The 13,627-nt window shown below is 40.5% G+C and carries 14 protein-coding genes; 10 read left to right on the top strand and 4 right to left on the bottom strand.

Going from position 1 to position 13,627, the window contains the following annotated elements; all coding sequences use genetic code 11:
* Positions 1–3: 3 nt before the first annotated feature.
* From speB to E3K36_13520, 7 genes are all read left to right on the top strand, one after another.
* Positions 4–930 (top strand): agmatinase, encoded by a 927-nt coding sequence (speB, locus tag E3K36_13550; GenBank protein MCF6156233.1) that lies wholly within the window; start codon positions 4–6, stop codon positions 928–930.
* Positions 931–1,142: 212 nt separating this feature from the next.
* On the top strand, positions 1,143–1,868 hold the full coding sequence (locus E3K36_13545) for a tetratricopeptide repeat protein (GenBank protein MCF6156232.1): 726 nt from the start codon (positions 1,143–1,145) through the stop codon (positions 1,866–1,868).
* 133 nt (positions 1,869–2,001) lie between these two features.
* Entirely contained in the window at positions 2,002–2,556 is a 555-nt protein-coding gene (hpt, locus tag E3K36_13540; GenBank protein MCF6156231.1) for a hypoxanthine phosphoribosyltransferase, read from the top strand.
* 38 nt (positions 2,557–2,594) lie between these two features.
* The gene (locus tag E3K36_13535) at positions 2,595–3,968 is read left to right on the top strand and encodes an FHA domain-containing protein (protein MCF6156230.1); all 1,374 of its coding nucleotides are present in this window, start codon (positions 2,595–2,597) and stop codon (positions 3,966–3,968) included.
* The gene (locus tag E3K36_13530; protein ID MCF6156229.1) at positions 3,955–4,632 is read left to right on the top strand and encodes a hypothetical protein; all 678 of its coding nucleotides are present in this window, start codon (positions 3,955–3,957) and stop codon (positions 4,630–4,632) included. Before E3K36_13535 ends, E3K36_13530 begins: the two co-directional genes overlap by 14 nt.
* 4 nt (positions 4,633–4,636) lie before the next feature.
* On the top strand, positions 4,637–5,212 hold the full coding sequence (locus E3K36_13525) for a hypothetical protein (protein MCF6156228.1): 576 nt from the start codon (positions 4,637–4,639) through the stop codon (positions 5,210–5,212).
* 30 nt (positions 5,213–5,242) lie between these two features.
* Positions 5,243–6,157, top strand: a complete 915-nt coding sequence (locus E3K36_13520; GenBank protein ID MCF6156227.1) for a formate/nitrite transporter family protein — start codon at positions 5,243–5,245, stop codon at positions 6,155–6,157.
* Between the two features lie 43 nt (positions 6,158–6,200).
* On the opposite strand, the gene E3K36_13515 is transcribed toward E3K36_13520, so the two are convergent.
* The 3 genes from E3K36_13515 to E3K36_13505 are packed head-to-tail and all read right to left on the bottom strand — an operon-like array spanning position 6,201 to position 7,994.
* Positions 6,201–7,364 (bottom strand): hypothetical protein, encoded by a 1,164-nt coding sequence (locus tag E3K36_13515; GenBank protein MCF6156226.1) that lies wholly within the window; start codon positions 7,362–7,364, stop codon positions 6,201–6,203.
* Positions 7,365–7,405: 41 nt separating this feature from the next.
* Positions 7,406–7,675, bottom strand: coding sequence for a hypothetical protein (locus E3K36_13510; GenBank protein MCF6156225.1), 270 nt, complete (start codon positions 7,673–7,675; stop codon positions 7,406–7,408).
* Between the two features lie 19 nt (positions 7,676–7,694).
* On the bottom strand, positions 7,695–7,994 hold the full coding sequence (locus E3K36_13505) for a TetR/AcrR family transcriptional regulator (protein MCF6156224.1): 300 nt from the start codon (positions 7,992–7,994) through the stop codon (positions 7,695–7,697).
* Between the two features lie 369 nt (positions 7,995–8,363).
* Here E3K36_13505 and E3K36_13500 point away from each other — a divergent pair, with 369 nt between their 5' ends.
* Entirely contained in the window at positions 8,364–8,957 is a 594-nt protein-coding gene (locus E3K36_13500) for a hypothetical protein (protein ID MCF6156223.1), read from the top strand.
* 303 nt (positions 8,958–9,260) lie between these two features.
* The gene (locus tag E3K36_13495; protein ID MCF6156222.1) at positions 9,261–10,643 is read left to right on the top strand and encodes a voltage-gated chloride channel; all 1,383 of its coding nucleotides are present in this window, start codon (positions 9,261–9,263) and stop codon (positions 10,641–10,643) included.
* 58 nt (positions 10,644–10,701) lie between these two features.
* On the opposite strand, the gene E3K36_13490 is transcribed toward E3K36_13495, so the two are convergent.
* Positions 10,702–10,884, bottom strand: coding sequence for a hypothetical protein (locus E3K36_13490; GenBank protein ID MCF6156221.1), 183 nt, complete (start codon positions 10,882–10,884; stop codon positions 10,702–10,704).
* Between the two features lie 202 nt (positions 10,885–11,086).
* On the opposite strand from E3K36_13490, the gene mgtA reads away from it, so the two are divergent.
* The gene (gene mgtA / locus E3K36_13485) at positions 11,087–13,627 is read left to right on the top strand and encodes a magnesium-translocating P-type ATPase (protein MCF6156220.1); all 2,541 of its coding nucleotides are present in this window, start codon (positions 11,087–11,089) and stop codon (positions 13,625–13,627) included.

Here is a 13,627-nt window from a genome sequence, read left to right as displayed (position 1 = left end):
GGTATGTTAAATGATATAAGAGAGTATATCCTGAGCTCCTTACAGTTTGGAGCTTTTTCTTATGATTTTAAAAATGAAAGTGATGCCTATAAGGGTTCCAAAGTTGTGGTTATAGGAGTTCCTTTTGATGGAACAGCTACCTATCAATCAGGAACCAAAATGGGTCCCAACGCAATATTAAATGCATCAGTTAACATAGAACCTTATGATGAAGAATTAGGTGATATCTATACTTTGGGAATTTTCACAGCCGGGACACTTAAGATCGAGGAAATACATACAGACCCTAAGAAAGTAATTGATTTACTGTATTGTGCTAGTAAAGGTATTGTAAAAGACGATAAATTTCTTGTTACATTAGGTGGTGAACATTCTCTATCGCAAGGGGTAATAAAAGCCTATAAAGAGAAATACAAGAAGCTGTCCATACTTCAATTAGATGCACATCTTGATTTAATGGAACAATTTGGTGGAACCCGATATAGTCACGCAAGCGTATCGAGAAGGGTCGTTAATGACTTAAAATGCAAAGTGACCAGTTTCGGCGTACGGGTAGTATCAAAAGAAGAGCTGGAATTCGTAAAAAAGAAAAAGAATTCCATATCAGTGTTTTATGCAAAAGATATTCATGATAATGATGATTGGCACGACCAGGCCATTGAAACCTTAGATGATTACGTATATATTACGTTAGATGTGGATGGGTTAGATGTTTCAATTATGCCTGCTACTGGTACACCTGTGCCGGGTGGTTTAGGATGGTATCGGACGATGGACTTTTTACGTAAAGTATATAAGGAACGGAAAGTAGTTGGCTTAGATGTGGTAGAATTGAAACCTAATCCGGGAAATGAGGCCCCAAATTTTCTTACTGCAAATCTTGTGTATAAAAATATAGGATTTTATAAGAGGTATACGCTGTCGGACTAGTATTGTACCTATTGACGAATTCGACTTAACAAACTTCCGGGGATTGCTTCACTTGTATTCATCTGTCAGATGTTTGAGCAGTCAATGCAGAGAGATTTTTTTAAAAAAAAGCGATAATGTTCTGCACTCTGCAAAAAAACCGACAAAAATAAGATATGTTATTATGAGGAAAACCAGTTGTTTGAGTAAAAAAATAATAAAGGAAGAAATCTATGTTACGAAGAAAAATAATTACGAAAAACGTAAGTGTAATGTTTTTATTGATATTTTGCATTGTGGCGGGTTGTGGTAATAAAGCAGATTCTTATAATAAAAAAGGGATTTCTTTTTATAACCAGGGGAAGTACACTGAAGCAATTGGGGAATTTAAAAAGGCATTGGAACTGAATCCAAACCATTATGATGCCCATTTTCATTTGGGAATTGTTTATTATGCAAAGGGTATGATTGATGAATCGATAACAGAATTAAAAAGGGCAATTGAAGTAGCACCTGACGAACCAAAAGCACATTATAATATTGCTTTTGCTTATGTGGCCAAAGAGAATGTTGAGGAAGCGCTTTCTGAATATCAGAAAGCGATTAACCTGTTCGCAGCAAGAAAGGATAAAAAAGAGGCAGAAGCTTATCTTTATATGGCCGTTGCTTATAGTTTGATCGAAAAACAGGATGAAGCGTTTGCGGCGTGCAGGAAAGCAATAGAAATTAATCCGGAATTGGAAGATGCACATTATTTCTTAGGGGTTTGTTACTACAAAAAGAATATGATTGACGAGGCTATTGAAAAGTTTAAAAAAGTTATTCAGTTGAATCCAAAATCTGAAAAGGCACATAATCTTCTTTTTACTATTTACGATAAAATCGGAAAAGTTGAAGAGGCTATAGAAGAAGACCGTATATTAAAACAGATAGAGAAGGAACGCATGGAACAACGATGAATATTCCGAAGAGAATGGCTAGGAATATGATTTGAAATTGCTTAAAGAAAGTCATACAGAAGCCTATCATCTCAGCAAGCAACGCTGAGGTATCAAATGTTACACAGAAAAATGAAAATGGAGGACGGAGGACGTGGAAAAAGATGTTGCAAAAATAGTGATCAATGAAGGGCTGATTCGGAATCGGATCCTTGAATTATCGAAGACGTTGATTCATGATTATAAGGACAAGGAGTGGACAATTATTGCAATTCTTAATGGAAGTCTCGTGTTTCTTGCTGACTTGATTCGTCTGATTCCTGTTCCTATCAGATTGGACACCATCGATGCTGTTACGTATGGTGAGTCGACCTTTCCACAGGGAGAGACCAAGGTCATACGTCAGTTCAAAATTGACATAAAAGATAAACATGTATTAGTTGTGGATGATATTGTTGACACTGGAAGTACCTTGAAAAGGGTGTTGGAAGATATCAAAAGATACAACCCCATGACTCTCAAGAGTTGTGTTCTTTTGAATCGGATAAGCAGGAGGAGATATAATGTTTGTCCCGAATATTGTGGTTTTGATATTGGAGATGACTATGTTGTCGGTTATGGGCTGGATTACAATAATAAGTATCGAAATCTGCCATTTATAGCGGTGCTTAAGGATGAATGTTACCGTCAAGAAAACTTTATTCATTAGTACGGCACAGCCGCAACTAAAAGAGAGGTAAATATTCTTTGAAGGCGATTTTTGTCCATTTAAAAGGAAGTCATCGGGGGAATACAGAAGTATTTGCTTCTAAGAAGATATCCATCGGTACCGATGCTTCAGCAGACCTTCATTTCGATCCGACGGTTGATGAAAATACGTCCAGCTATCATGCCGAGATACAGTTAAAAGAATGTGATTATGTACTGAGAGATAAAGGAAGCACGAAAGGGACACTCGTAAATAATAGGCTGGTTAACGAAATCGTGCTCAAAGACGGTGATTTGATAGAGTTCGGTGCTGGCGGTCCCAAAGTTCGATTTCGAGTCAAAACAGACGAAGCGGAGGTATGTAAACCCTGGACAGAGATGATAGAAGACTCTTTGGGTATGGCACGTACATCTCAAAGTGGGCGGATTACTACAGCGACGGCATTCTTTCGGCAGCTTCTGTGGGAGGCCTTTACCCAGTCGTCCCATACCTTTAAAGTGGGGGCTTCATTTGTTCTTTTTCTTATATGTAGTGGTCTTATATTGTATTTTTATATACAATATGTTAGGTTGTCAAAAACTGCCGAAAAGGTGCGTCTTCTCGAAATTGAAAAAACCGTTGCTGAAAATATAATTAAGAAATATAGTAGTGGGGTTTGCCTGATCCAGGGGGCCTTTTATTTCTTCGACGAAGAGACAGGTGAACCGCTCATGATGATGGGTAAGGGACAGCGGGGGATCCACGAATATACAGGTACGGGGTTTCTGGTGAGTTCTGACGGTCTGATCCTGACAAACCGTCATATTGCTGAGCCATGGTGGGAAATGGAGATGTCTCCTTATATTCATATAGAACCCACAATTAAACCCCGATTTGAAGTATTTCTGGCGTTTTTTCCGGGTATTAAAGAACCGTTTGCTTTAAAGACAGAGAAGATTTCTGATGAGGCAGATGTGGCGCTGCTTCGCATAGATATGCGTGGTGCTAAGATATCCGCCCTCGAATTGGACATTACAGGCAAAGGGGCGGTCGTGGGTGAGCCTATGATATTGTTAGGTTATCCGGCCGGTGTGAATGCCATTTTTGCGAAGACCGACCCAGAGTTAGTAAAACAACTTTTTAATTTGCCTTTTATCCCATTGGTACAAGAACTGTCAAATTGGGGGTTAATAAGACCGCTTACGACACAAGGTCACTTAAGCGACATTATGTATAACAGAATTGTCTACGATGCTCAAACAACTGCTGGTGGTAGTGGAGGCCCTATTTTTAATAATAAAGGGAAAGTAATTGGGATTAGTTACGGAATCTTTCCAGGCTTTCGGGGTTCTAATTTTGGTGTTCCGATAAGTTATGGTGTAGATCTGATTAAGGCAACGTCTATGGTGAACAGGATAAATGAGGGAAAATAAAAGTGTGGGTAAAGGAAGATTTATGAAAAGCAGAGGAAAGGGAATTTATTATATAATTCTATGCATGTTTGTATCTGGTATGCTTTGCAACTCATTACGTGCACACTCTGACGGCGCACCATTGGTCTGCCTCGGTAGTGGGTTCGACAGATATAGTTGGCGTTTTGCTGCTCCCGGTACGTTTACCTGTGGCAATTTAGGATGTCACTATCAATATCCTATTGGTTCGGGTAAGGGTAAGTTTATGCTGTTTGTGCTTGAAAAGTGTGAACCCGGAGAAATTGTGGATATCCTGGTGTCATTTAAACAGACGGATACGGATTTTCATGGTTTTCAAATTACTGCACATGATAATTATTTGGGTAATCGATTGGTTGGCACTTTCATTAATGTCGGAGAAGATGAAGATACACAGGTAGAAGCCGGTGGACGTTTTGCGACTCATACAAAAAAGGGGACAAGCCAGAAATTTTGGCACGTAAAATGGCAGGCGCCGCCGGCAGATTTTTTCGTGTCCAACCCTGTACGGTTTTATGCAATGGGAGTCGAGTCCGACAATGATGGCACTCCGATGGGTGACTATATTTACAAGGCAACGAGGCTCATTGTTGTGGAGCCAAAGAAGGTGAAAAAAGAACACGTCCGTGTTCTTAAAAAGGAGTGATTCTATGAAATTTAAAAATTTGTTCTTAGGATTAATGCTTATTCTCGGCTTATCCCAAATAGCCAGTGCCTCCCAGCTTGATTTTTCATGGAATGCACCGAAAACGTACGTGCATAATAAAGGAACTGCTGGAGAGGTTACCTATATCGTATGGTTCTACAATCTGGGGAATACCATAGAAAAACCTATATTGGTTCCCATCGAAATATTGTTGACTACGGATACCGGAGAAAAATATCTCGATGCTTATTACCCGGAAATTATGGAACATGTGGCTAAACTGGATGACGATTATAAAGAAGGCAAGAAATATCAGTATGCTGCTATTGCAAAGGGAGAGTTGGCTCCCAGGACAACAAAGCATTGTGTGGCAATGTTCGAAGATGTGGACCCCAAGGTAAAGCGTCTGGATATATTTGTGACGGGCATATCACATTTCTTCTTCTGGCGGTGGAGGATGGTGGATTATTCCTACAAAATAACCTACGAAAAAGAACAAGACTACTGGAAATTGATCGAGCATGGAATGACCAAGGATGCATCGCATCGTTCATATGAATTTGAAACGAGGGGTTGGTGATTAAATTGATAAATTTTAATAGTTATAAAGATGGCAGAAAATGAGGTTCCAAAACTTACTGAGATAGTAGTTACAGATGCCTATTCACCCCCACAAATCGCTTCCCGAATTGACAATGTGGCATTAGTAAAGGCGAGATTAAGTCTTTCCCAGACCTTTATGCTTAGCATTCTGGCTGGAGCCTATCTTGGTCTCGGAGCACAATTTGCCACTTTAGTGATAAGTGATTCTACCTTGCACATCGGGCTTACCTCTCTTATTGAAGGTGTCGTATATTCTCTGGGATTCATATTGGCTGTAGTCGGTGGCGCTGAAGTATTTACGGGTAACTGCTTAATAATCATGGGGTATGTGAGTAAAAGGATTACGACGCGTGAATTGCTCAATAACTGGATCATCTCATATACTGGTAATTTCATAGGTAGCCTCACAATGGTCTGCTGGATGTACAAATCGCAGCAGTGGGAATTTTTCGACCACATGGTTGGAGCAAAGGCCTTGCTTACTGCTCATAAAAAGGTCAGCCTGCCTTTTATGGCTGCCTTTGCCAGAGGGGTTCTTTGTAATGCGTTAATATGCCTCGCTGTCTGGTTATGCTTTAGCGGCAGGAGTGTGGCAGATAAGGTTATTTCTATCATATTTCCCATAGGTGGTTTCGTTGCCAGTGGGTTTGAACAATGTGTTTCTAACATGTATTTCATTCCGATAGGAATCGTATTACGGAAAAATGAAGCAATTATCGCAGCATCAGAAAAAATGGCCGGAAAACCATTAGACCTTTCTCTGCTTACCTGGAAGGGATTTTTAATACACAATCTTATACCCGTTACCTTAGGAAATATTGTAGGTGGAGTTATTTTGGTTGGTATAGTTTTCTGGTTTGTTTACCTACGACCGAATATTAGTCTATCAGTGAATGTAAAATGGGATTTTTGGCACAAATAAAAAAGCTATCAGTATATTCTAAGGCCGCCGTAAATATCTTTCTTTAATGGAGACTATGTTTTGTCACGCTATTGCTATCGTAGTTTGCTACCCAAACGTTTGCTCCATCAAATGCGAGTCCTCTTGGATTAAAGCCCACGTTATAAGTGCCAAGTAATGCCCCATCGCTCGTCCTCAGTTCCGTTATGTTGTTACTCCCGGAATTCGTTACCCAGATATGGGCTCCATCAAAGGCTACTCCGATGGGATAAAAGCCTACGGTATAATTGCCCAGCACGGTTCCATCGTTTGTCCGTAGCTTTGTTACTTTACCACTGCCGTAATCCGCAACCCAAATATTGGTTCCATCAAAAGCTACCCATTCCGGCATCCAGTCTACAGCATAAGTGCCAAGTACAGTTCCATCACTTGCCCGAAGCTTTGTAATGTTATTCGTGTTTGAATTTGCTACCCAGATATTAGTTCCATCAAATGCGACTCCTCTGGGGTTTAAGCCAACGGCATAAGTGCCAAGTACAGTTCCATCACTTGCCCGTAACTTTGTTACGGTACCACTGCCAGAATTCGAAACCCAGATGTTTGCTCCATCAAAGGCCATTAATTGCGGAGTCCATCCAACGGCATACGTACCAAGTACAGTTCCATCGCTCGCCCGTAGCTTTGTTACACTGTTACTATTGGTATTTGTCACCCAGATATTAGCCCCGTCAAAGACTACCCCCCTGGGATTAAAGCCAACGGCATAAGTACCGAGCGGAGTTCCGTCGCTGGCCCTCAGCTTCGTTACGCTGCCGTTGCCATTATTTGCTACCCAGATATTAGCTCCGTCAAAGGCTACTCCACATGGGTAAGTACCCACCGGAAAGGTAGACATATCTTGTGCTTCTTCGTGCCAGCATGGGATGATCGTGTGTAATACGCTAAATCGCTGGTTTTCGATTATTTGATTATTGTTCATGCCCTGCAATCCTGATAAAGCTTGCAGTCTTTTTAAAACCACAATTTTCATGTCATCATGAGTTTTTAAGATTTGGGAATTTACAGACACTTCCTTTTTTGGAGCAAAATTTTTCATTGATTTTTGAGAGGAAACGATTCCAAACGTGGTTATAAGTTTTTTGTCTGAGTTTCCCGAAGATGTATTTGTGATGAATGCGATTAACGCAAGGCTAATGATAATACCCGGAACAGTTTTGAAATTTTTCATGGCTTTATTCTCCATAGATATAAAACGGCAAATATTGCAGGCTAAACTCCTATTCCTCGTTTATAGATATTCCATAAAGGCGCATGTACTTTTTGGGGTACAAAGTTAAAATTTTTGTAAGACCACACTGTTACCGTTGATTGGATTAGTCCCAAAAAGGCTATGGCGGATATCTTGGGATTGATATCATTTTTTACAAGTCCTAATTTTATAGCAACCGAAAGTATCTTTTGTATCTTCTGTAAATATTTTTGGATGAGCTTCGATATTTTTTGACGTATAAAAGGGTCGCTGAACTGCATAACTCCCATAATTACGATAAATGATGTCTCACGACGTTCCCGTGCATAGGTAAGGTGAGCTAATAATATTCTTTAGATTTTGAATAGGATCTTTATTTGTCATTGCCTCGTTTAAAGCCTTCATGAGGGTCTCTTCAATAGTATCAATTAATAAACTCAAAATATCTTGCTTGCTTTTAAAATGGCGATAGATAGCTGTTTTCGTGATGCCAATCCCGCTTGCGATCTCGCTTATGGTGACATGCTCAATACCTTTGGAAGAAATTATACTCCGTATAATTTCAATAATTTGCAGCCTCCTGATTTTTGTTCGCTTCCTAATTTGCATAATATCTCCTGTATAAGAAATGTAAAATTTCTTTATTCAAAGTATACCTCATAGATTATAATAATGCAATAGTAAGTTTACGATTGTTAACATAACAGGGCAATTATGCATGTAGCATGAATAAATAAGAGTTGATAAGGATAGTACCAACCATGCAATGCTATTAAGGAAAGAGGGAGGTTGATAAGAATGCTGGCCGCTGATTTTACAGACGAGGAAAAAGATCGATTAAAAAATATCAGAATAGGCGCGTTATTTACTTTTATAGCTGTTATTTCGAGATTTATTGTGGGCGATATTATTAGGCCCCTTATACTTTTTGATGTTATTCAGCCTGGCGGGCATGGTCATTATTGATACGAATTTCATGTGCTAAATTTACCCGACATGTGTGGAGACACTATAACCATTATTTTGTTCGGATCGGCGCTTATGTTTATGACGTCATCAAGGAGTAAGAATGCTATCAGAGGTATGATGTATGCTTCCTGCGATGCAAACAATGAATCCCATGATTCTATCAGGCAAACAAGAGATTATATCTTACAAATGAGGAATATTTTTTATGTGGCGGTAATTGGATTTGGGATGTACTTTTTCTCAAAATATGTCTTTACGACAGGATTAGAATTATTTTTCTCTGAAGAGGCAGAATCAGAGGGTCTACCATTTATTTTTAATATTTTAAATAGTGCAATTAGGCTTTGTGCATCACTTGCTTTTGTTTATGCATATTGCAAGTATCTTAACGTTCACAGGCACATAAAGATTATGTTGTACGTGTTCTTTTTTTTAAGAAATCTTCTCCTTACCAATATATTAGAGTTGGTTCATGAGTATGATGTAGAATTAGTTGCCCCTGTTTTAGATGCTTTATTACCGTGCATCCTTGTTTATTCAGTATTCACTCATATTTCTACCTCAAAGAATAACAAAAAACAGAAGCAACGTTTTGCTCAATAGCAAAAATTAAGGATATAATATTACTTATAAGCTGAAAACTGGAATCAATCATCTGACTTTTAATGGTAATTACGACATCAGATATTCTTATAATCGTGTTACTGGTATTTTTGATATTTATTTTACGATAAAGTTTCGGAGGTAACTGTTTTATTAAAGTAATAAAGCAGTTCATGCTTTATTGTATACAAGTGAGCTTTGTACATACGATTATTTTAAGTTGTGTGATGGAAAATAATATTATAGAATAACGACATATAAATTTGGAAATAATCTTTTATAAAATGGAATGACATATAATTTATGAAAAGAAGATTAGCAGAAGAAACAGTTATCTTTATCAGCGTTCTTAAATGGGTTATTCTGGCCACAATCATTGGAGCGATTGTTGGTTTGTCAACAACAGCTTTTCTAAAGGCATTGAGCTGGGGTGAAGAATTTAGCGGCAGATATTCACAATATTTTTTCCATAACGATTCATATTTTTTCTTTTTACTGCCCATAGCATTATTTGTAAGCATAGTAATGACAAAATATTTAGCTCCAGACGCTGAAGGACATGGAACAGATAAGATCATTGAAGCAATTCACAAACGCTCGGGCAAGATAAAAGCGATCGTTGTTCCTGTAAAGCTTGTTGCTACGATAATAACCCTGGTTACTGGTGGTTCTGCAGGGAAAGAGGGGCCATGCGCTCAAATAGGAGCCGGGCTTTCATCTGTTTTTGCAAGCCTGCTCAGGGTTGATGATCGTGACCGTAAAAAGCTGGTAATATGTGGTATCAGCGCTGGATTCGCTTCTGTTTTCGGCACACCAATAGCAGGCGCTATTTTCGGACTCGAAGTGCTTTTTGTGGGAAGTATATTGTATGATGTCCTTTTGCCATCCTTTGTTGCAGGAATTACGGGCTATCGGGTGGCCTGGCTACTTGGCAGTAAACATTTTCACCGCAACCTAAATTTTGTTCCTAGTTTCAACGAGTATCTCTTTTTGCAGGTAATTCTTGCCGGAATTTTCTTCGGTTTGTGTTCCTTTTTGCTTATAGAAGTATTAAGGTCGGGGGAAAAATTATCTGAGAAAATACGGATATGGAAGCCATTAAAGGGTCTCATCGGCGGTTCTGTCCTCATTATTTTAACTCTTGTATTCTCAGATAGATATCTTGGGCTTGGGGGTGACACCATTAGGGCTTCTTTGCTAGGCCGAAGTGTTCCATGGAATGCCTTCTTACTAAAAATTGTTTTTACCTGTATAACACTAAGCTTTGGAGGGAGCGGAGGGATTGTAACACCGATATTTTTTATTGGAGCAACTTCCGGGAGCTTCTTTGCAGATTTGTTGGGAGCGGACAAGGCCACTTTTTCTGCACTTGGCTTAGTGAGCCTTCTGGCTGGGGCTGCTAACACACCTATTGCAGCAAGTATTATGGCATTAGAGTTGTTTGGTCCGAAGTTGGGACCTTACGCTACCATAGCATGCATTGTTAGTTTCCTTATGACTGGACATAGAAGTGTCTACCCATCTCAGATGATCGATTTTAGGAAATCTTCATCTATTCGCCTGGAAGGGGGGGAGGAGATTGAAGATGTAAAGGCACATGTTAAACCGAGAAGTAAAAGTTTGTTAGGGATAGGTCTGAGGATTCGTAGTATAATTAAAAATATATTCAAAAAAAGCAAGGGGTAGCAGCTTTTCATTATCATTTGGGTATTGCATAGACAATATATTTTTTGAATGCAATGAGTTATACTGCCTTTTCTGCAAGGTCAATGGTAATGACATTCGCAGATGCTTCAACGGGAGAACCATTTCTCCCAAGGCAAGTTCCCAGCGATAAAGACCACCAAACGGGCATAAGGGTTAAATACTGAATAATCGATTTAAAATCTGTTCCGGCAAACAACACTTGTGCTGCATTAGTTACCATTTGTAAGTGAAATCATGCCTTCTGAAAGCTTCGAAACTAACCTTGCCTTAACGACACCGCTTACAATGATGAACAGACCAATAAAGAAAAGAGTGTTGTCCATTTCAGTTCTCTAGGCACATGGTGTGGGTCTTCTTTTGATAGAGGAATTATTGGGAAGGCCAACTCAAATCAATGATAAAAGCAAATTTTTCATAAATTTATGGTTCGACCAGATACAACTTTACAATATTGGTGTCTACCTGCTGATGAAGTGTTAAGGACTCTGGAAAGTTGCCATAAAGGTCTCAGCGTATCAGATGCTGCAGAACGATTGCAATATTTTGGTCGCAATACCATCAGCGGCCGTCAGCAAGGCAAGTTCCTACGGCTATTTTTGAATAGATTCCTCAATCCGCTCGTTCTTATTTTGATATGTGCAGCATCTATCGCTGTGGTGCTGCATGATTGGCTGGACGCAACGATTGTACTGGCTATTGTTTTTATAAGTAACGTGTTGAGCTTCATGCAGGAACGCCATGCTTCAAATGCCGTTGAAAAGCTCCGCAGGCGGGTGTCTGCAAAGACAACGGTAATACGTGATGGTCAAATGCAAATTGTCCTTAGCGAAGATGTTGTTCCAGGTGATATTGTCCAGCTTACTGCTGGTAGCCTGGTTCCGGCAGATGGGATTCTGCTTGAAGCAAGGGATTTTTTTGTTTCACAGGCAATATTAACCGGTGAAACGTTTCCCGTTGAAAAGCAACCTGGTCTCGTATCGGAAGATGCGGGTCTTGCAGAACGAAGCAACTGTGTGTTCATGGGGACGACAGTCCGTAGCGGTATGGCAACCGCTTTGATCGTGCATACCGCCAATAATACGGTGTATGGGCAGATATCAAAAAAACTCATGTTGGGTCGGCCGGAAACAGAGTTTGAGCGCGGAATTAAACATCTTGGCAGTTTGCTAATTAAAATCATGGTTATAATAGTAGTTGCTGTTCTGTCGACAAATATCGTGCTGCGTCACCCCGCGATCGAGATGCTTCTCTTCGCCATGGCCCTGGCAGTTGGTTTAACACCGGAGTTACTCCCCGCAATTTTTACTATTACGCTAGCCCGTGGTGCTAAAGATATGGCTCAACGAGGCGTGATCGTGAAACGATTGAATGCCATAGAGAACCTGGGAAGTATGGATGTGCTTTGCACAGACAAGACTGGTACATTAACTGAGGGGGTTGTGCAACTGGACGATACCCTGGATTTTAAAGGGGTTTCTTCGGACACCGTACTACATCTGGCCTACCTGAACTCCCGTTTGCAGACTGGTTTGGATAATCCCTTGGATACAGCAGTTATTCGACGTGCCGAGGCTTCTGACATAAACATTTTGGACTATCATAAACTCGATGAAATACCCTATGACTTCGTTCGGAAACGACTGAGTGTCGTGGTTTGCAAAGGACAGGATTCGCAGCCCTTATTAATTACGAAAGGCGCCTTGCAGGACGTATTGGAAGTATGTGACTGTATTCAAAATGGTGATAACGTCGAAGTGCTTGATGATGACACTCGTTCTCATATTTTTCATCAGTTTTCTGATTGGAGTCAACAGGGTTACCGTGTCCTGGGTATTGCACAAAAATCTTTGCAGCAAAAAGCAGTGTACGGGCACGCTGATGAGCAGGCGATGGTGTTTATGGGTTTTCTCCGGTTTTTCGACCCGCCTGAGCCTGGAGTGCGACAGACATTAGATGGCCTGCGCCGTTTAGGGGTGGATCTTAAAATTATTACCGGCGATAATCGTCTTGTTGCACGTCATGTGGCAGAATCGGTTGGTATGGATGTTGGTCGTATCGTGACCGGGAAAGAATTGTCAGCAATGAAGGACGAGGCCCTGTGGCAGCTGGCACCACGGGTGACGCTGTTTGCCGAAGTAGACCCCAATCAGAAGGAACGCATTATACTTGCTTTACAGAAAGCGGGACATGTAGTGGGATATCTGGGGGACGGTATTAATGACGCACCCGCATTATTCGCAGCAGATGTTGGTATCTCGGTTGACAGGGCCGTTGACGTAGCCAAAGAGTCAGCGGATTTCGTGCTGCTGGAGCACGATCTCGAGGTGCTTCGTCAGGGTATTGATGAGGGCAGGCGAACATTCGCCAATACACTAAAATACATATTCATCACTACCAGTGCCAATTTCGGCAATATGGTAAGTATGGCGCTGGCCTCTCTGGTTTTGCCTTTTTTACCGCTTCTGGCAAAACAAATTTTGCTGAATAATTTCTTGTCTGATATTCCGGCATTGGGTATTGCCGGTGACAATGTGGATCGTGAGTGGGAAAGTACTCCACATCGGTGGAATATCCGGATGATTCGCAATTTTATGATTACGTTTGGCCTGGTAAGCAGTGTTTTTGATTTCCTTACATTCTGGGCATTGTTATATCTGGTTGGTAAAGCGCCCGAGTTGTTTCGCACGGGATGGTTTGTTGAGTCGCTCCTCACCGAGTTGTTGGTTACTCTGGTTGTGCGCACGTATAAGCCATTCTATAAAAGCCGTCCTGGGCGCTTTCTTTTCTCTGCAACGCTGGCGGTCATGATTATCACGGTCTTATTACCTTTTCTGCCAGTCGGTACCCTTTTTGGGTTCGTGGCATTACCGGTAAAAGTGATGATGATACTTATCGGAATCACGGCGCTCTACTTGATAGTTTCAGAGGCGATGAAACGCATATTTTATCGATATATTAGCTGA

The organism is Candidatus Brocadia sp. (assembly GCA_021646415.1).
In the GTDB taxonomy this organism is placed as follows: Bacteria; Planctomycetota; Brocadiia; order Brocadiales; family Brocadiaceae; genus Brocadia.
This window is presented reverse-complemented; position numbering and strand designations above follow the sequence as displayed.